General features: G+C 67.1%; 18 protein-coding genes and 1 riboswitch. Of the genes, 12 read left to right on the forward strand and 6 right to left on the reverse strand.

Translation table 11 applies throughout. The features are described from left to right. The first annotated feature begins 71 nt into the window (after nucleotides 1-71). Complete coding sequence (locus ACEN9K_RS14955) at nucleotides 72-1,397, forward strand: glutamyl-tRNA reductase (RefSeq protein WP_144599983.1); 1,326 nt, start codon at nucleotides 72-74, stop codon at nucleotides 1,395-1,397. A gap of 107 nt (nucleotides 1,398-1,504) precedes the next feature. On the opposite strand, the gene moeB is transcribed toward ACEN9K_RS14955, so the two are convergent. After that, a complete protein-coding gene (moeB, locus tag ACEN9K_RS14960) occupies nucleotides 1,505-2,704 on the reverse strand; it encodes a molybdopterin-synthase adenylyltransferase MoeB (protein WP_488315861.1) in 1,200 nt (399 codons plus the stop codon). A gap of 84 nt (nucleotides 2,705-2,788) precedes the next feature. Between moeB and ACEN9K_RS14965 the strand changes: the two genes are divergently transcribed. From ACEN9K_RS14965 to ACEN9K_RS14975, 3 genes are read left to right on the forward strand one after another with little or no spacing between them, the layout of a single operon-like run. Next, nucleotides 2,789-3,454, forward strand: coding sequence for a TetR/AcrR family transcriptional regulator (locus ACEN9K_RS14965; protein ID WP_018768572.1), 666 nt, complete (start codon nucleotides 2,789-2,791; stop codon nucleotides 3,452-3,454). A gap of 48 nt (nucleotides 3,455-3,502) precedes the next feature. After that, the gene (locus ACEN9K_RS14970; RefSeq protein ID WP_018768573.1) at nucleotides 3,503-3,727 is read left to right on the forward strand and encodes a DUF3107 domain-containing protein; all 225 of its coding nucleotides are present in this window, start codon (nucleotides 3,503-3,505) and stop codon (nucleotides 3,725-3,727) included. A 21-nt stretch (nucleotides 3,728-3,748) separates the two neighbouring features. Continuing rightward, nucleotides 3,749-4,051: a hypothetical protein gene (locus tag ACEN9K_RS14975; protein WP_018768574.1), complete on the forward strand. Its 303-nt coding sequence runs from the start codon at nucleotides 3,749-3,751 to the stop codon at nucleotides 4,049-4,051. A gap of 87 nt (nucleotides 4,052-4,138) precedes the next feature. Here the strand turns inward: ACEN9K_RS14975 and ACEN9K_RS14980 are convergent, their stop codons facing one another. The 3 genes from ACEN9K_RS14980 to thiO form a co-directional block, all read right to left on the reverse strand. Continuing rightward, nucleotides 4,139-4,954 carry a thiazole synthase gene (locus tag ACEN9K_RS14980; RefSeq protein WP_495634606.1) on the reverse strand — a complete coding sequence of 272 codons (816 nt, stop codon included), beginning with the start codon at nucleotides 4,952-4,954 and terminating at the stop codon, nucleotides 4,139-4,141. Nucleotides 4,955-4,958: 4 nt separating this feature from the next. Then, nucleotides 4,959-5,195: a sulfur carrier protein ThiS gene (gene thiS, locus ACEN9K_RS14985; protein WP_056394066.1), complete on the reverse strand. Its 237-nt coding sequence runs from the start codon at nucleotides 5,193-5,195 to the stop codon at nucleotides 4,959-4,961. Next, nucleotides 5,192-6,493, reverse strand: coding sequence for a glycine oxidase ThiO (gene thiO, locus ACEN9K_RS14990; protein WP_134163765.1), 1,302 nt, complete (start codon nucleotides 6,491-6,493; stop codon nucleotides 5,192-5,194). Before thiO ends, thiS begins: the two co-directional genes overlap by 4 nt. Continuing rightward, a riboswitch (TPP riboswitch) is annotated at nucleotides 6,487-6,605 on the reverse strand. (Overlaps the previous gene by 7 nt.) Before the next feature lie 27 nt (nucleotides 6,606-6,632). On the opposite strand from thiO, the gene thiE reads away from it, so the two are divergent. The 4 genes from thiE (at nucleotide 6,633) to ACEN9K_RS15010 (ending at nucleotide 11,777) form a co-directional block, all read left to right on the forward strand. Further along, nucleotides 6,633-7,364 carry a thiamine phosphate synthase gene (gene thiE / locus ACEN9K_RS14995; protein WP_495634607.1) on the forward strand — a complete coding sequence of 244 codons (732 nt, stop codon included), beginning with the start codon at nucleotides 6,633-6,635 and terminating at the stop codon, nucleotides 7,362-7,364. Nucleotides 7,365-7,400: 36 nt separating this feature from the next. Then, a complete protein-coding gene (locus tag ACEN9K_RS15000; protein WP_144599985.1) occupies nucleotides 7,401-8,906 on the forward strand; it encodes an RNB domain-containing ribonuclease in 1,506 nt (501 codons plus the stop codon). A 289-nt stretch (nucleotides 8,907-9,195) separates the two neighbouring features. Next, the gene (locus tag ACEN9K_RS15005; RefSeq protein ID WP_268003339.1) at nucleotides 9,196-10,896 is read left to right on the forward strand and encodes a DEAD/DEAH box helicase; all 1,701 of its coding nucleotides are present in this window, start codon (nucleotides 9,196-9,198) and stop codon (nucleotides 10,894-10,896) included. Nucleotides 10,897-10,904: 8 nt separating this feature from the next. After that, nucleotides 10,905-11,777 (forward strand): DNA-methyltransferase, encoded by an 873-nt coding sequence (locus ACEN9K_RS15010; RefSeq protein ID WP_056394077.1) that lies wholly within the window; start codon nucleotides 10,905-10,907, stop codon nucleotides 11,775-11,777. On the opposite strand, the gene ACEN9K_RS15015 is transcribed toward ACEN9K_RS15010, so the two are convergent. Continuing rightward, complete coding sequence (locus ACEN9K_RS15015; protein ID WP_018768582.1) at nucleotides 11,774-12,622, reverse strand: PHP domain-containing protein; 849 nt, start codon at nucleotides 12,620-12,622, stop codon at nucleotides 11,774-11,776. The two genes, ACEN9K_RS15010 and ACEN9K_RS15015, sit on opposite strands and share 4 nt — an antisense overlap. 80 nt (nucleotides 12,623-12,702) lie before the next feature. Between ACEN9K_RS15015 and ACEN9K_RS15020 the strand changes: the two genes are divergently transcribed. Then, nucleotides 12,703-14,277 (forward strand): aminopeptidase P family protein, encoded by a 1,575-nt coding sequence (locus ACEN9K_RS15020; protein WP_056394082.1) that lies wholly within the window; start codon nucleotides 12,703-12,705, stop codon nucleotides 14,275-14,277. A gap of 140 nt (nucleotides 14,278-14,417) precedes the next feature. On the opposite strand, the gene ACEN9K_RS15025 is transcribed toward ACEN9K_RS15020, so the two are convergent. Further along, on the reverse strand, nucleotides 14,418-15,419 hold the full coding sequence (locus ACEN9K_RS15025; RefSeq protein ID WP_495634608.1) for a YflT domain-containing protein: 1,002 nt from the start codon (nucleotides 15,417-15,419) through the stop codon (nucleotides 14,418-14,420). A 77-nt stretch (nucleotides 15,420-15,496) separates the two neighbouring features. Between ACEN9K_RS15025 and ACEN9K_RS15030 the strand changes: the two genes are divergently transcribed. From ACEN9K_RS15030 to ACEN9K_RS15040, 3 genes are all read left to right on the forward strand, one after another. Beyond that, the gene (locus tag ACEN9K_RS15030; RefSeq protein WP_026265667.1) at nucleotides 15,497-16,780 is read left to right on the forward strand and encodes a magnesium transporter MgtE N-terminal domain-containing protein; all 1,284 of its coding nucleotides are present in this window, start codon (nucleotides 15,497-15,499) and stop codon (nucleotides 16,778-16,780) included. Further along, a complete protein-coding gene (locus ACEN9K_RS15035; RefSeq protein WP_018768586.1) occupies nucleotides 16,764-17,456 on the forward strand; it encodes a DUF1003 domain-containing protein in 693 nt (230 codons plus the stop codon). The genes ACEN9K_RS15030 and ACEN9K_RS15035 overlap by 17 nt, the downstream gene beginning before the upstream one ends. 61 nt (nucleotides 17,457-17,517) lie before the next feature. Further along, the gene (locus tag ACEN9K_RS15040) at nucleotides 17,518-18,675 is read left to right on the forward strand and encodes an Mrp/NBP35 family ATP-binding protein (protein ID WP_223992155.1); all 1,158 of its coding nucleotides are present in this window, start codon (nucleotides 17,518-17,520) and stop codon (nucleotides 18,673-18,675) included. Nucleotides 18,676-18,701: the final 26 nt, after the last annotated feature.

Consider the following 18,701-nt stretch of genomic DNA (forward strand, 5'->3'; position numbering starts at 1 on the left):
GGTGGAATGTGGCGGTTATCCTTTCCGGTGGTTGTTCTACCAGGCAACGAAAAAGCTATGATTGGTCTGCTGTGGTTCTTTTCTCATTGGTGGCTACACACGCCGACATCGACCTTGAAACCGTTGCTCAGTTGAGCAACGGTTCCTCCGGGATTGCCGCATCCGCGCTCACCGAATCCCCCGCCGTGGCAGGGGCAGTGGTGCTGGCCACCTGCAACCGCTACGAAATCTACGGCGAAGCTGCCAACCCCAACGACGTCGAAGCAGCCCGGGCGGCACTCGTGGCCCGGATCAGCGAGGCCAGCGGACTGGCCGAACCCCTCGTCTCACGTTCCTTCAGCACACGCACCGGACCCGAGGTGACCCAGCACCTGTTCGCCGTCAGCGCGGGACTGGACTCCGCCGTCGTGGGTGAACGCGAAATCGCCGGCCAGGTGCGGCGGGCACTGATTACCGCCCAGCACGACGGCACTGCCAGCGCCGGCCTCATCCGGCTTTTCCAGGCCGCCTCCAAGACAGCCAAGGATGTTGGCGCGCAGACGGCGCTCGGTTCCCGCGGCCTGTCCATCGTCTCGGTGGCACTGGACCTTGCCACCGATCTTTCCGAAAACCCGGACTGGACAACCAAGAAGGTTGTGCTGTTCGGGACCGGCGCCTACGCCGGGGCCACCATGGCACTGCTGCGTGAACGCGGCTGCACGGACATCTCCGTTTACTCCTCGTCCGGCCGGGCCGAAGGATTTGTCGCCTCGCGCGGCGGGACCGCCCTGGACGTGGACTCGCTGCGGTCCGCAGTGGCGGCTGCGGACGTCATGATCGGGTGCAGTGGGTCGGACACCCGGGTCGAAGCCGACGAGCTCGCCCAGGTGCGCGCCGATTCGCCGCAGCCCCTGATCGCCATCGACCTTGCCCTCACCCACGACTTCGACCCCGCCGTCGGCGAGCTGGACGGCGTGGAACTGCTCACCCTGGAATCAGTCCGCCTGGCCGCGCCGCAGGAACAGGCGGAATCGCTGGCCCAGGCCAGCGGCATCGTGAAGGGTGCCGCCAAGGCCTTCGAGCAGGAGCGTGAAGCCCGCTCCGTCGATTCAGCCATCGTTGCCCTGCGGCGCCACACCATGAACGTCCTGGACGCGGAGATGGAAAAGGTCCGTGCCCGCCACGGCTGCACCGCCGCCGCCGAGGAAGTCGAGTTCGCCCTCCGCCGCATGGTCAAGCAGCTGCTGCACGTACCCACGGTCCGCGCCCGCGAACTCGCTGCGAACGGCCAACAGGACGACTACGTTGCTGCGCTGGAGGCCCTGTACGGCATCACTGTCGAACAGCCCGCCACCGCCGCCCCTGCCGCCGTCGAGGCCGAATGCCCGGTGGACCACCAGGGCCGCGAAACCGCCTGACCACGCCCCATCACTACCTGCACTATTTACGGCAAGGCCCCATCACTTTCTTCTGGAAAGTGATGGGGCGTACTCCAAAAGGGCGCGGGAAGTGATGGAGCGTCCCGTCAGTAGAGGGGCTTCTGGGGTTCCACCTCACGCACCCAGGCCAGGATCCCGCCGTCAAGGTGGCTGACCCGCTGGTAGCCGGCCTGCCGTGCCGCTGCCAGCACGTTCGCGGACCGGGTGCCGGCCTTGCAGTGGAACACGATGTCCCGGTCCTGCGGAAGTTCGTCCCACGCCTCCCCGGCAAGGATCCGTCCCTGCGGGATCAGTTTGGCCCCGTCGATCCGGACAATGTCGTATTCCCCGGCCTCGCGGACATCTACCAGCTCGAAATCCTTGAGTCCGGCTTTCCGCGACGCCAGCATAGTGGCCAGCTGGGTGGCGGTGACCGTATGTTCCGTGTCCGCCTGCGAGGCGGGAGCAATGCCGCAGAAAGCCTCGTAGTCAGTGAGTTCGGTGATGGGTTCCGCCGCGGGGTCCTTCGACACCCGGATCTCCCGCCAGCTGCCGCCCAAGGCGTCAAAGAGGGCCACGCGGCCCAGCAGGGAACGCCCGACGCCGGTGATCAGCTTCACTGCCTCGGTCACCATGAGCGATCCCACGGCAGCGCAGAGCATGCCGAACACACCGCCCTCGCCGCACGACGGCACGGACCCCGCGGGGGGAGCCTCCGGATACAAGTCGCGGTAGGTGGGCCCGTGCTTCTCCCAGAACACGCTGACCTGGCCGTCGAACCGGAAGATGGAACCCCACACGTAAGGCTTGCCCAGGATGGCCGCGGCGTCGTTCACCAGATACCTGGTGGCGAAGTTGTCGGCCCCGTCAAGGATGAGGTCGTACCCCCGGAACAACTCCAGGGCGTTGGACGCGTCAAGGCGCAGGTTGTGCAGCCGGACATCCACCAGCGGATTCAGCTCCGCGATGGCATCGCGTGCCGACTCGATCTTGGGCCGGCCCACGTCGCTGACGCCGTGGATCACCTGCCGCTGCAGGTTGCTCAGGTCCACCACGTCGTCGTCGACGATTCCAATGGTTCCAACGCCTGCCGCGGCCAGGTACAGCAGGGCCGGGGCGCCCAGGCCGCCGGCACCGATCACCAGCACCTTGGCGTTCTTGAGCCGCCGCTGGCCCAGGGCACCGATCTCGGGAATGATCAGGTGCCGGGAGTACCGTTCAACCTCGGCAGGGGTGAGACCGGCGGCCGGTTCCACCAGCGGATCCAGGGAATGGGTTGAAACATTTGCGGTGAAAGACGAAGCCATACTTCAATGTATGCCCCGGGATACCGCCGGGTCATATTACCCCGCAGTAAAGTGAAGGTAACTGCAATGGAAAGAAGGACAACTGTGGTCCCTGAAGCACGGGCTGACCGCCCGCCCGCCGCCGAACCGCAAACTCCCTCCCGCCCCGCAGGCCATCGGTCCGCCCGGTTGCCCCGGGATGAGCGCCGCGCACAGCTGCTTGCCGCCGCCCAGGAGGTGTTCGTGGCCAACGGCTACCACGGCGCGGCCATGGATGAAATTGCAGAGACCGCCCATGTCAGCAAACCGGTGCTGTACCAGCACTTTCCGTCAAAGCGGGAACTCTACCTCGCACTGCTCGAGAGCCACCTTGCGTCCCTGACCGAGTTGATGCTGGGTGCCCTGAATTCCACCACGGACAACGATGAACGGGTCCAGGCCGTCATGCGCGCCTACTTCCATTTCATCGCCAGCGACGACCAGGCCCACCGCCTGGTGTTCGAGTCCGACCTGATCAACGACCCCGACGTCAGCTCCAGGCTGGAAACCTTCAACCGGACCTTCGCCGACGCCATCGCCAGGGTCATTGCCGAGGACACCAAGCTCCCCCACCTCGAGGCCGAACTCCTTGGCCGCGGACTGGCCGGAATGGCGCAGGTCAGCGCGCGGTACTGGCTGGAAACGGACGGCAACCTGGACCTCAACGTGGCCAGTGACCTCATCTACCGTTTAGCTTGGCGCGGAATCTCTCGCTTCCCCAAAGAGTCCTAGACTACAAATAAGACATCATCGACGAACTTCACAGGCTGGGAGGCCCCCTTGGAAATTAAGATCGGCGTTCAAAACGTTGGCCGCGAGATCGTGCTGGAATCGGACCAGGACGCGGAGACTGTGGCCAAGGTTGTTGGCGAAGCCATCACCGGAGGCAACGAACTTCGCCTGAAGGATGAAAAAGGACGCCTGATCATTGTTCCGGGCAACGCTCTTGCCTATGTGGAAATCGGTGCCGAAGAGGTTCGGCGCGTAGGTTTCGGCCAGTTCTAGTCCCCGGTTCCAAGGAGATCCATGCTTTCGCTGTCCATCGTGGTGCTGGCCACTGTCGCCGGCGGCTTCGTCGTCTGGGCCAATGACAAGCGGCACGCCAAGTACGGTGCGGCGCTTCCGGCCGGCGTCGCCGCGGGTGCTGCGGCGCTGGTGTGGATCATTCTGATGGCGGCCGGTTTCGGCTACCTGCCCGGGCTGACCTGGCTTCCCTGGGTCCTGCCCATCGTTCTGGGCATTGCTGCCGCCATCGCCGCCGTCGCCTATTTTGGCCGTACGCGGGCGCGCCATGATGCGGAACGGCTCACTGCGATCCTGCGGCGCTGAGCCGTCGCTGGCAGGCTCCCAGGCATATGGCTGTGGCCACCACCCAGGCGGGTGGTGGCCACAGCCCTTTAAGTGAATGGCCGATGCCTAGAGGAACTCGGCCCGGCCTTCCATGGCGGATGAGGCGAGGGCATGCTCCCGGCGCGGGATGCGCCCGGCCGCCCGGGCCATCCTGCCCGCGATCACCGCGTGCTTGAAGGCTTCTCCCATGAGCGTGGGGTTCTGGGCGCGGGTCACGGCCGTGGCCAGCAGCACGGCGTCGCAGCCCAGCTCCATGGCAAGGGAGGCGTCGGATGCCGTGCCGATGCCGGCATCCAGGACCACGGGCACGGAGGCCCGGGAAACGATGAGCTCAATGTTGTGCGGGTTCAGGATCCCCAGGCCGGTGCCGATCGGGGCACCCAGCGGCATGACGGCGGTGGCTCCAAGGTTCTCCAGCCGCAGGGCCAGCACAGGATCGTCGTTGGTGTAGGCGAAGACCTTGAAGCCGCGGTTGACCAGCTGCTCGGTGGCCTCGACCAGTTCCACGGCGTCCGGCAGTAGGGTTTGTTCATCGGCGATGACCTCCAGTTTCACCCAGTCTGTTTCCAGGGCCTCCCGGGCCAGTTCCGCGGTAAGGACCGCGTCCCTGGCCGTGAAGCAGCCGGCCGTATTGGGCAGGACCCGGATTCCATGATCCACCAGCAGCTGGAACAGCGAGCCGGTTTCAGCCGTGGAGTAGCGCCGCATGGCCACGGTGGTCAGTGCGGTGCCGGAGGCAAGGAGCGCCGCGCCCAGGCCATCGAGGCTGGGCGCTCCCCCGGTGCCCATGATGAGCCTGGAACCCAGCGCGACGCCGTCGATCACCAGGGCGACGCCGGCACCGGCGTTTCCTGCAGGGTTGATGGTGCTGGTTTCGGTCATGGCGTCAGCCTCCCTGTACTGCTGTAACAAGTTCGATGTCGTCGCCGTCGGCGAGCGCGGTGGCGAACCATTGGCTGCGCGGCACCACCTGGGCATTGTGCGCGACGGCGACGCCGAGTTTCCCGCCGTCGGTCGCCTGTCCGTTGTCCGCCAGCGGGCGTCCGGTGACCTCGCTGACCAGCGTGGTGATCGAAGCTCCGTCGGCCACCGTGTGCGGGTTTCCGTTAAGGGTGATGTTCACGCAGTCTCCTTGATGTGGGGGCTTGTTGCTGCCGTTGCCGGCCTGGAAAACCGGTCCGGGCTGAAGGGACCCCAGCGGGGATCGGCCCTGCCGTCCAGCAGTTCCCTGCAGATGGCCGCCGCGGCGGGAGTGAGCAGGACTCCGTGCCGGAAGAACCCGGTGGCGATGATGAGTCCGGGGACGTGCCCGGCCTGTCCTCCCCCGGCGCCCGGAGCGGCCGGCACCCGGCCCAGGAGCGGCGCGTTGTCAGGGGTACCGGGGCGGGCGCGGGCGGTGCATTCCAGGAGTTCGAGTTCAGCGACGGCGGGCACCAGAGCCTGCGCATCCCGCAGCAGCTGGTAGACGCCGCCGGCACTCACGGCATCGGAGAGGGCATCCTCCCGCTGCGTGGCTCCGATCACCACGGTCCCGTCCTGCCTGGGAACGATGTACACGGGGATGCCGTGGACCAGGCCGCGCACCGTTGACGTCACCAAGGGCTGAAGGTGGCGGGGAACGGCAAGGCGCAGGATATCCCCGTGCACGGGCCGCAGCGGCAGCTCAAGGCCGTCCGGCAGGCCGTCAAGCGCCCCCGCCTGCAGGCCATTGGCCACCACGGTCTCCGTTGCCAGCACCGTGCCGCCGCCGGCCAGGCGGACCCCGGACACCGTTCCGCCCTCCCACAGCAGCCCGGCTGCCCGCTCCGGCACGGCAAAACCTTCCACTGCCCCGGCAACCGCCAGCTGGGGCTGCTCCTGCGCCGCGCCGGCCAGGGCCAGCCGCAAGGCGGCCACCAGGCGCCGGGGATCCACCTGGTGGTCCGCCGGGGTATCAAGTGCGCACGCAATGGCCGGGCTGAGCAGCGGCTCACGCTTCCGGGCCTCCCGCACGGTCAGGGGTTCCACCGCCAGCCCGTTGGCCTGCTGGACTGTGCGCAGGTCCATCAGCGCCCGGCGGTCGGCCGCGTCGGCACCCACGGCGAGGGTCGGCGTCGTCAGGTATCCGGAATCCGCGCCCGTTGCCCTGCCCAGCCCGGCGGCGAACCCGGGCCAGCGCGATGATGCGTCAAGCATCAGTTCCAGGAGCTCTTCCTCCTGGTAATGCAGTTCGCTGACGGGAGCCAGCATGCCGGCCGCCGCCCAGCTGGCGCCGGTACCGGGCGCGTCATCAATGAGGACCACCGAGCGCCCGGAACGCTGCGCCTCCCAGGCAATGCCGTGCCCCACCACTCCCCCGCCGATGACGGCAACGTCGGCCCGGAGGGTGGAGGGAATGGAGCTGCGGGCGGACCCGGGGTGATGGGTGAAGGGGGTACGCATGTGGGTTCCTTCCCTACGCCGGCATTAACCGGATCAGGTCAAGCGGTCGGCTCTGACGCCCTCTCAGCCCGGCGCTTTGTGACAGCCGCCGCGGGCTCCCGCAGTACCAGCCCAGTTTAGAGGAACTAGGCTTGCACGCATGAATGTGTCCACCCCATCCTTTCCCGCCGGCCACCACGCTCCAGCCACCGAAGTCGTCAATTCACGGGACAACGACGCCCTGAAGGCAGCCCGCCTGTACCTCTGCACCGATGCGCGCCGGGACCGCGGCGACTTCGCGGAGTTCGTTGACGCCGCGTTCGCCGGTGGCGTGGACATCATCCAGCTGCGCGACAAGACCATCGAGGCGGCCGAGGAACTGAACCTCCTGGCGGTGCTGAAGGAATCCGCGGTACGGCACGGAAAGCTGTGGGCGGTCAATGACCGTGCGGACATCGCCGTCCTCTCCGGGGCACCGGTGTTCCACATCGGCCAGAAGGACCTGCCGCTGGCGGCGGCGCGCACGCTGGTCAACGGCAACGCCGCCATCGGGCTCTCCAGCCACACCACCGGGCAGGTGGACGCCGCCCTGGCAGCAACTGCCGGACCAGCCGGGCTGGACTACTTCTGCGTGGGTCCGGTCTGGGCAACCCCCACCAAACCCGGCAGGTCCGCCGTGGGCACTGACCTGGTGAAGTATGCCGCCGAGGCCTCACGGCAGGCGGCGGACCCCGTGCCCTGGTTCGCCATTGGCGGCATTGACCACGGAAACGTCCACCAGGTGGCGGAAGCCGGTGCGCGCAGGATCGTGGTGGTGCGCGCCATCACCGAGGCCTCCGATCCCGCCGCCGCTGCCGCCTCCCTCCTCGACGCATTGGACGCCGCCGCCTGATGCCATATCGGCGGACTTGGAGCTACGCTGACTTTTGTGTCACATCATCGGCTGGCTCCAAACGTCCATGACCACAGGAACGCCCTGGAAGAGGCGTTGGGCCTGCTGCGCACCGAACTTGAACTGCCGGGACCGTACCCGGCTGAGGCAGTGGCGGATGCCCGGGCCGCTGTGGCAGCGCTGAAGCTTCCGTCCTACGACCTGACCGCCGTCCAGTTCGTGACCATCGATCCGGCCTCCTCCACGGACCTGGACCAGGCGGTGTTCATCGAACCGGACGGGAACGGCTACCGGGTAATGTACGCGATCGCCGATGTGCCGGCGTTTGTTGCGCCGGGAGGTCCCCTGGACGCCGAGACCCGGCGCCGCGGCCAGACGTTCTACGCTCCGGACGGCCGGATTCCGCTGCACCCGGAAGTGATCAGCGAGGGGGCAGGAAGCCTGCTGCCGGGCCAGGATTGTTCGGCTTTCGTATGGGACTTCACGCTCGACGGCGACGCAACGGTTGTGTCGGTGGGCGTCAGGCGGGCGCGGGTCCGCAGCCGCGACAAGCTCAGCTACAAGGGTGCGCAGGAAGACCTCGACGCCGGGACGGCCTCGCCGGTGCTGCGGCTCCTCCGCGAGGTGGGCCTGAAGCGGGTGGCCCTGGAGCGGGAACGCGGCGGGGCCAGCCTCAACATGCCCGAGCAGGAAATTGTCCAGCTGCCCGACGGCGGCTACCGCATTGCTGCCGTACCGCAGCTTCCCGTGGAGGACTGGAACGCGCAGATTTCCCTGATGACCGGGATGGCCGCCGCGCAGCTCATGCTGGAGGGCAAGGTGGGAATCCTGCGCACCATGCCCGCCCCGGACGAACGGTCGCTGAAGCATTTCCGGCTGCAGACCGAGGTGCTGGGCAGGCCCTGGGACGGTGAAGTCAGCTACGGCGAATACCTGCGTTCCCTGGATCCCACCGATCCCCGCCAGCTGGCCATCATGCATTCCGCCGGCATGCTGTTCCGGGGCGCCTCCTATACCGCCTTTGACGGAACGGTCCCCGAGGACGGCGTGCAGTCTGCCATCGGCGCGGCCTATGCCCACACCACCGCGCCGCTCCGCCGCCTGGTGGACCGCTTTGTGCTGGTGATCTGCGAGGCCCTCAGCAATGGCGGGGATGTTCCGGACTGGGCGCGGGAAGCCCTGCCGCTCCTGCCGGGCATCATGGCCGGATCGGACCAGCTCGCGTCCAGGATGGAACGACTGGCCCTGGACACCGTTGAGGCCGCGCTGCTGCTGAACCACATCGGGCAGGAGTTCGATGCGATCGTGATTTCCGGCTCCCGGCCGCAAAACGGAAACGGGAATGGAAACGGGACCGGGACGGTGAAAAACGGCAACGGGAAGAACGGAAACGGCAGCGGAAGTTCGGGCATTATCCAGATTGCCGAGCCCGCGGTCACTGCCCGGTGTGCCGGCGAGCTGGAGTCGGGTACCAAGGTCCGGGTCCGGCTGGTTTCCTCGGACATCACCACCCGCGAGATCCATTTCGAGCTCATCCCGTAAGCGGCGGCGGCCGCGGCAGGCGGGCCGAAACGTGTTTCTGCGACCTTGCAGCTAGACTGAGAGGGTAGAAATGGATGCCCGGTCGTTGATTTCCTTGATTTGAAACCAACAAGCCCGCCCCTACGCGATCTTGAGATTTGCCCGTTGGTCACCAGTGCCAGCATTAGATAGCCCGCGATCGGCTTCCACTGGAATCGCTTGCGCGCCTGAGCGTGCTCCGGAACGGCCAGTCCTGGCCGGCCCGTTGAGCAGGCAGCGCCATTGCCCAAATGAATAAGGAAACTCCCCCGTGAGTGAATTGCATACCCACCAGCTCCTGAGCGATGAGACCGGCACGGAAACCATCGAGCCGGAAGAAACCATCATCTCCGACGAGACCCCGCACGAGATCGCGGAGAAGTCCTTTGCCGACTACAACGTCCGCGAGGACATCGTGGAATCCCTGGCTGACGCCGGGATCACCCACCCGTTCCCCATCCAGGCCATGACCCTTCCGGTGGCGCTGGGCGGCCACGACATCATCGGCCAGGCCAAGACAGGCACCGGCAAGACCCTGGGCTTCGGCATCCCCGCACTGCAGCGGGTCATCGGGCAGGACGACCCCGGCTACGCCAAGCTGGCCGTCCCGGGAGCCCCGCAGGCCCTGGTCATCGTCCCCACCCGCGAACTGGCGGTGCAGGTGGCCGGTGACCTGGTGACCGCTTCCCGGAAGCGCAACGCGAGGATCGCCACCATTTACGGCGGCCGCGCCTACGAGCCCCAGGTGGAGGCCCTCAAGCAGGGCGTCGAGGTTGTGGTGGGTACCCCCGGCCGGCTGATCGACCTTTTCAAGCAAAAGCACCTGAGCCTGAAGAACGTCAAGATCGTGGTGCTGGACGAAGCTGACGAGATGCTGGACCTTGGCTTCCTGCCGGATGTCGAGACGCTCATCGCGGCAACTCCCGCAGTCCGCCAGACGCTCCTGTTCTCCGCCACCATGCCCGGTCCGGTCATCGCCATGGCCCGCCGCTACATGACCCAGCCCACGCACATCCGCGCCGCGGACCCCGAGGACGAGGGCCTGACCAAGCGCGATATCCGCCAGCTGATCTACCGTGCGCACAGCATGGACAAGATCGAAGTGGTGGCACGCATCCTGCAGGCCCGCGGCCGCGGACGGACCATCATCTTCACCAAGACCAAGCGCACCGCCGCAAAGGTGGCCGAGGAACTGGTGGACCGCGGCTTCGCTGCCGCTGCCATCCACGGTGACCTGGGGCAGGGCGCCCGTGAACAGGCACTGCGGGCATTCCGCAACAACAAGGTGGACGTCCTGGTGGCAACCGATGTCGCGGCGCGCGGCATCGACGTCGAGGACGTCACCCACGTGATCAACTACCAGTGCGTGGAAGACGAAAAGATCTATCTGCACCGGGTGGGCCGCACCGGCCGCGCGGGCAACAAGGGCACCGCTGTCACGTTCGTGGACTGGGACGATGTTCCCCGCTGGGTGCTGATCAACAAGGCGCTGGGCCTCAATGTGCCCGAACCTGTCGAAACCTACTCCTCCTCGCCGCACCTCTTCGCGGACCTCGACATCCCCGTGGGTACCAAGGGCCGGCTGCCGCGTGACAAGCGGACCCTGGCTGGCGTCGACGCCGAGGTGCTTGAGGACCTGGGCGAAACCGGCAAGAAGAACAGCCGCGGCGGCAGCCGCGACGGCGGCCGGTCCCGGGAACGGGACGGCCGTGGGCGGGAAAGCCGCACTGGCAGCCGCGAAGGTTCCCGCAGCGAAGGAAGCCGCAGCGGAGGCGACACCGCGCGCAGCGGCGAGCGCCGCCGTCGGACGCCGGACTCCGCCGCCGCTCCCGCGGCCGAGGCTGCCGCACCCGCAACGGGCGGCGAACAGCCTTCACGCACCCGCAGGCCCCGGACCCGCACCCGCCGCCGCAACGGCGAAGTGGTGGCAGGCGCCGACACGGGCACGCAGCCTGGCACGTCAGAGGGCTAACTGCCCCGATGACTGACACTGTTTGGGCGCCGGACGGCGGCAGCCTGGTGGTACACGCTGACAACGCGGAGTACCTCCCCACGCTGCCGGACGGCGCCTTCACACTGATTTACGTGGACCCGCCCTTCAACACGGGCAGGCCGCAGCTGCGCCAGGAAACCAGGATGGTGGTTAACGCCGGCGGCAGCGGGGACCGCGTGGGCTTCAAGGGCCGCTCCTACGACACCATCAAGGGCGCCCTGCACCGCTACGATGACGCGTTCAGCGACTACTGGTCCTTCCTGGAACCCCGGCTGGTGGAGGCATGGCGCCTGCTGGCCGACGACGGAACCCTCTACCTGCACCTGGACTACCGCGAGGTGCACTACGCCAAAGTGATGCTTGATGCGATCTTTGGCCGCGAATGCTTCCTGAACGAGATCATCTGGGCCTACGACTACGGCGCGCGGGCCAAAAACCGGTGGCCCACCAAGCACGACAACATCCTGGTGTACGTCAAGAACCCGGCGAAGTACCACTTCGACAGCGCCGAGGTGGACCGCGAGCCGTACATGGCGCCTGGATTGGTAACGCCTGCCAAGCGCGAGCTGGGAAAGCTGCCCACCGACGTCTGGTGGCACACCATCGTCTCACCCACCGGCAAGGAGAAGACCGGTTACCCCACGCAGAAGCCGGAGGGCCTGGTCCGGCGGGTGGTGGCCGCCTCGAGCCGGCCCGGTGACTGGTGCCTGGACTTCTTCGCCGGCTCCGGAACGCTGGGGGCCGTTGCCGCCAAGCTTGGCCGGAAGTTCGTGTGCGTGGACCAGAACCAGCCCGCCATTGACATCATGGCCAAGCGGCTGGGCGCGCACGCCACCGTTGCCTCGTTCCAGCCCAGCTAGGGCCGGACGACGGCGGCTCCCGTGCCGAGTGCCTCGATCCGCGCGAGCATGTCGGGTGCCGTGAGGTTTTCGCCGAGCAGGTTGGGCTTGCCGGTGCCGTGGTAATCGGAGGAACCGGTAATCAGCAGGCCGTGTTTGGCCGCGAGCCTGCGCAGGAAGTCCCGGCCCTCTTCCGGGTTGTCCCGGTGGTCGATCTCCAGGCCGGCCAGCCCGGCGTCGATCATGTCGCGGTAGGTCCGCTCCCCCACGATCCGTCCCCGTGCGGACGCCACAGGGTGGGCGAACACGGGCACGCCGCCGGCGGCACGGACGAGTTCGACGGCGGTGGCCGGGTCCGGAGCATAGTGCGGGATGAAGTACCGGGACCGGGAGGTGAGGATGGAGGCGAAGGCTTCCGAACGGTCCTCCACCACGCCCGCCGCGACGAGGGCGTCTGCGATGTGCGGCCGTCCAAGGGTGGCGCCGGGTGCCACGTGGTGGATCACGTCATCCCACGTCAGCGGGTAGTCCTCCGCCAGGATGGTGACCATCCGTTCGGCCCTGGTGAGGCGGGAATCCTTGGCCTTGGTGATTTCCTCCAGGAGGCCGGGATGGGTGGGATCATGCAGATAGCTCAGCAGGTGGACGCTGATGCCCTCCTCCGTCCGGCATGAAACCTCCATGCCCGGTACCAGTGCCACCCCGCAGGTTGCTGCGGCCGCTGCCGCCTCCGCCCAGCCTGCCGTGGAGTCGTGGTCGGTCAGGGCCACCACATCAAGGCCGGCACGCGCGGCGGACGCCATGACATCGGCGGGCGTTTCGGTACCGTCGGAAACATTGGAGTGGGCATGCAGGTCAATCCTCACTGGTCCAGCGTAGTGGACCACGGCCCCGGGACCCGGCTGTCCTGTTCGCTTAGCCGGGATGCTGGTGAGACGATGGTGCCGTGAACGATGCCGAAAACACCCAAAACTCTGCTTCCCAGCCGTTGGAGGAGCGCGTCAACAACCGCTCGCAGCGGCCCAGTTCCAACGCTTTCAAGGCCTTCATGGCCAGCAACTGGGCGCCGTCCAGCCAGGAGCTTCCGCAGCGGGACGCCGTCGCCGGATACGCCGCTGCCCGGCGCAAGGCGATCTCCGCCCTGTTCAACGGCGAACGCCTGATCATCCCCGCGGGGCCCCTGAAAGTCCGTTCCAACGACTGCGACTACCGCTTCCGCCCGCACTCCGGCTTCGCCCACCTGACCGGGCTGGGCCTGGACCACGAACCGGATGCCGTCCTGATCCTGGAACCCGTGGCAGAAGGAACGGGCGACGACGGCGGGAACCACCGCGCGACGCTGTACTTCCGGCCGCTGGCCGGCAGGGACACCGAACAGTTCTACGCCGATTCCCGCTCCGGCGAGTTCTGGATTGGGGCCCGCCCCACCCTGGAGGAATTCGAGGCCCGCCTGGGACTGGCCACCGCGCACATCGACCAACTGGAAACGGCCATCACCAAGGATGTGGGCGCCCCGGAGATCGGCGGAATCTCCATCCGCCTGGTCCGCAAAGTGGACGAGAACATTGACGCACTGGTGGACACGGCCCGGTACAACACGGCCAGGGACCCTGAGAACCTGGACCTTGGCGTCCTTGATGCCCTGGACGAAAAGCTCAGTGAGGCCCTTTCCGAACTGCGCCTGCTCAAGGATGAGTGGGAAATCGAGGAAATGAAGATCGCGGTGGCGGCCACCGTCGAAGGCTTCGAAGAAGTGGTCAAGGCACTTCCGCGGGCACTGACGCATGCCCGCGGCGAGCGGGTGGTGGAGGGAGCCTTCTTCGCCCGCGCCCGCGAAGTGGGCAACGAACTGGGTTACGACACCATCGCAGCATCCGGCAACAACGCCACCGTGCTGCACTGGACCCGCAACACCGGACGCATCCACGCCGGCGAGCTCCTGCTCCTGGACGCCGGTGTCGAGGCCGACTCGCTCTACACTGCAGACATCACCCGGACGCTTCCGGCCAGCGGCTCCTTCAGCGACATCCAGCGCAAGGTCTACCAGGCAGTCCTTGATGCTGCCGACGCCGGGTTCGCCGCTGCCCGGCCGGGAACCAAGTTCCGTGACATCCACACCGCCGCCACCACCGTGCTGGCAGAACGCCTGGCCGAATGGGACATCCTGCCGGTCAGCGTGGAGGAGGCCATCAGCCCCGAGGGGCAGCAGCACCGCCGGTGGATGCCGCACGGCACCAGCCACCACCTGGGACTGGACGTGCACGACTGCGCGCAGGCCAAACGCGAACTCTACCTGGACGGCATCCTCACCGAAGGCATGGTCTTCACCATCGAACCAGGCCTGTACTTCAAGAAGGAAGACCTGGCGATTCCCGAGGAATACCGCGGCATCGGCATCAGGATCGAGGACGACATCCTCATGACCGCTGACGGCCCCGTGAACCTCAGTGCCGCCCTGCCGCGGAAACCGGAAGACGTGGAGGACTGGATGGCCGGCATCTACCGGACCGAAGAAGCCTGACCCCGGCCGGAAACAGCAAAGAGCGGGGCCGCCGGATTCGTTCCGGCGGCCCCGCTCTTTGCGTTGGCGCTCCCAGGTTTCCTTGGCTTTCAGGTTTCCTTGGCTTTCAGGCTTCCTGGACCTTGGCTGCTCCGGCCGTCCTACTGCCGGTGGTCGCCGTGGTGCTGGTCCCCGTCCTGGCCATGCCGGGCGTCGGGTTGGTGTTCCGCGTTCTGTCCTGGCGCAGGCTGTCGGGGCTCTGGCTGTCCGGCGCCGGGACCCTGCGGCAGGCGCACGCCGTACTGCGGGCGGCCATCCGGCAGGTCCGGGTAGCGGACGGCCCGGACCGGGCTTGCCGGCTGCGCCGGCTGGTGCTGGCCGCCGTCGTATTGCTGCCCGCCGTGCTGCTGCCCACCGTGCTGCTGCCCACTGTGCTGCTGACCACTGTGCTGCTGGCCGGCGTCGCCTTCGTAGCCGCTTCCGTCCTGGGCTGATCCATCCTCGGCGGCTGTGCCGGCGGACCGCTGGCCGTAGGGATCGTTCCATCCGGCGGGACGGGCAGGGCCCTGCTGCTGCCCCGGCTGCTGCTGGTGCTGGTACGGCTGGTTGTAGTAGTCGTGCTGTGTGTACGGCCGCTGGCCCGCTGCCGCGTCCGAACGCGTCATGGGCAGCTGCTGCAGCAGGCGCCGCGCCTCGTGGGCGGCCTCCGGCGCAACGATCACGTCATAGCTCGTTGCCACCACCTGGCTGGTGGACGTGAAGTCCCGCTTGCCGCGCTGCATGGCGTACGTGACGATGCCGAAGAGCATGAAGAACGCCGCACCCATCAGCACCGACGTCATGATCGAGAAGTAGCCGGGCGAGGGTGCGAAGAAGGACAGCATGACGCCGACGAACAGGCCGAACCACATGCCGCTCAACGCCCCCGACAGCGCCACCCGGGGGTAGCTGAGACGCCCGGTGACCCGCTCCACCATCTTCAGTTCATTGCCCACGATGGAGACCATCTGGACCGGGAACTGCTGGTCCGCCAGGTAGTCAACCGCTTTTTGGGCGTCGAGGTAGGAAGTGTAGGAGCCAACGGTGTCGCCGGTGGGAACAGCCCGGGCATCGTCCGGTCCGTTCGCGGCGCCGGCCCTGGGAGGACCAAAAATGTTCGACATAACCCCATTCTTGCCCATCAAGGTGGGTGCTGCCTGTAAATTCAGCTAAAAGAGAGCAGACTCGGTAGCCTGTAGTGGTGAGCACAACACCTACTCGCGTCTTCGTGGCGCGCCTCCTGGGCCTCGATGTCTTCGACCCGCTGGGCGACCGGCTGGGCCGGCTGCGCGATGTTGTTGTGCTGTCCCGCGGAACCCAGGGAGCCCCCCACGTGGTGGGCATCGTGGTGGAAGTACCGGGAAAGAAGCGCGTCTTCGTGCCCATGACGCGCATTACCTCGATCGACCAGACCCAGATCATCTGCACGGGCCTGGTCAACCTGCGCCGGTTTGAACAGCGCGGAGCCGAAACGCTGGTGGTGGCGGAGATGTTCGACCGCAGGGTCACCCTCCGTGACGGCAGCGGGGACGCCACCATCGAGGACATCGCCATCGACCAGCACCGGTCCCGCGACTGGTTCGTCAGCAAGCTCTTTGTCCGGCGCGGCCATTCACTGTCCCCCTTGAGCCGGCTGCGCCGCAACGAAACACTGATCATTGACTGGGCGGACGCCCAGCAGGGGCCACGCACCGAGCCGCAGGCAGCCACACAGTTCGTGGCCAACCACGAGGACCTCAAGCCCGCTGACTTCGCCGAGGCACTGCAGGAGATGAGCGACAAGCGCCGGTTCGAAGTGGCCAGCGAACTGCAGGACGAGCGGCTGGCCGACGTCCTCCAGGAGCTTCCCGAGGACGACCAGGTGGAAATCCTCTCCGCGCTGGATGTCCAGCGCGCCGCCGACGTCCTCGAGGAGATGGACCCCGACGACGCCGCCGACCTCCTCGGCGAACTCCCCTCCGCCCAGGCAGAGGAACTCCTCCAGCTGATGGAACCCGAAGGCGCGGAGGACGTCCGCCGCCTGCTTGAATACGACGAGGACACCGCCGGCGGCCTGATGACTCCGGTACCGGTCATCCTGCCGCCGGAAGCCACGGTTGCCGAAGCCCTGGCCCACGTCCGGCGGGAGGAGCTCTCCCCTGCGCTGGCGTCGTCGATCTTTATTGCCCGGCCGCCGCTGGAAACCCCCACCGGCCGCTTCCTGGGTGTGGTGCACATCCAGCAGCTGCTGCGCTTCCCGCCGTTCGAGGCTCTGGGAAACCTGGTGGACAAGAACCTCGAGCCGTTGTCCGACCAGGCCCACATCAGCGAAGTGGCACGGACCCTGGCCACCTACAACCTCAACTCCCTCCCGGTGGTCAACGACGCCGGCCGGCTTGTGGGGGCGGTGACTGTTGATGACGTATTGGATCACTTGTTGCCGGACGACTGGCGCGCCCATGATGGCGAAGCCCCGATAAGAAAGCTCGGTGGCCGCATTGGCTGATAACAGCGCCCCGAAGAACCCCAGCCAGCGGAACCTGGCCAACGCGGAATCAAAAGGCAGTCTCGATACTCCCTTGAGCGCGCGGCAGCGGATCCTGCCCAAGTTCTCCCCGGATCCGGACGCATTCGGCCACGCCACCGAGGGCTTTGCCCGGTTCATGGGCACCCCGCAGTTCCTGGTCTACATGACGGTGTTCTGTATTTTCTGGCTGGGCTGGAACACGTGGGCGCCCGTCGAGTGGCAGTTCGATTCAAGGGACCTTGGCTTCACCCTGCTGACCCTGATGCTGTCGCTGCAGGCTTCCTACGCCGCGCCCCTGCTGCTGCTGGCGCAGAACCGGCAGGATGACCGCGACCGCGTCTCGGTGCAGCAGGACCGCCAGCGCGCCGAACGCAACCTGTCCGACACCGAGTACCTGACCCGGGAACTGGCCTCCCTGCGGATCGCCCTGCGCGAGGTAGCCACCCGCGACTACGTCCGCGCCGAGCTGCGCTCACTCCTTGAAGACCTGCTGGAAGCCCAGGAGGAACTCCGGACCCACGATGACACGGGCCCCGGTTCGCACGAATCCCCACGGGACAAGGTCAAGGACAAGCTGCGCGAACAGCGGGACCGGCAACGCAGCCCGCGCACCCAGCAGATCCCCCGGGTGAAACCGGGCCACTCTGCCCAATGACCGCCAGGCCGCCCTCCGGCAGGCCCGCCGCCGCATCCGTACGAAAGCCGAGGCTCCTCCCATGAGCGCCCCCATCGATCCCGCTGACTCCACCCAACCGGCACTGGCACAGGCCGTCAACAGCGCCCTCGCCACCGTGATCGATCCCGAACTCCGGCGCCCCATCACCGAACTGGGCATGGTGGACTCCGTCCAGGTTTCCGACGACGGCAAGGTGAGCGTGGCGGTCCTGCTCACCATTGCCGGCTGCCCGCTGCGGGACACCATCACCGCCGATGCGCAAAAGGCCCTTTTCGCAGTCCCCGGCGTCACCGCCGTCGACGTCGAGCTCAAGGTGATGGACCAGGCCCAGCGCGATGCCCTCAAGGAGAAGCTGCGCGGCGCCGGCGGCCAGCGCAAAATCCCCTTCAATGAGCCCGATTCCCTCACCAGGGTCTACGCCGTGGCCAGCGGCAAGGGCGGAGTGGGCAAGTCCTCGGTCACCGTCAACCTGGCCACGGCCCTGGCTGCCCAAGGCCTGCGTGTGGGCATCGTGGATGCAGACGTCTACGGCTTCTCCGTCCCTGCGCTGATGGGCATCACCCAGAAACCCACCCAGGTGGACGACATGATCCTGCCCCCGGTTGCGTACGGCGTGAAGGTGATCTCCATTGGCATGTTCGTCACCGGCAACCAGCCGGTTGCCTGGCGGGGACCCATGCTGCACCGGGCCCTGGAACAGTTCCTCACCGACGTCTACTTCGGCGACCTGGACGCCCTGTTCCTGGATCTCCCGCCGGGTACGGGTGACATCGCCATTTCCGTGGCCCAACTCCTGCCCAAGGCCGAAATCCTGGTGGTCACCACGCCCCAGGCGGCGGCGGCGGACGTTGCCGAACGCGCTGGCGCCATCGCCACCCAGACGGGTCAGAAGATCGCGGGCGTCATCGAGAACATGTCCTACCTGGAGATGCCCGACGGCGGCCGGATGGAACTGTTTGGAAGCGGCGGCGGGGCGGTCCTCACCGAACGCCTCAGCGCCACGGTCGGGGCGGAGGTACCGTTGCTGGGCCAGATTCCCCTGGACATCCAGCTGCGCGAAGGCGGGGACTCGGGGGTTCCGATCGTGCTGGGCCAACCTGCTTCGGCGGGCGCTGTGGCGCTGGCCGGCATCGCAGGGCAGTTGGCCGCAAAACCCCGTGGCCTTGCAGGGATGAAGCTGGGACTGCAGCCGCGCTGACCGGGCCGGAACTGGCGGGGCGCGAA

This window comes from Pseudarthrobacter sp. Pseusp20 (assembly GCF_059492155.1).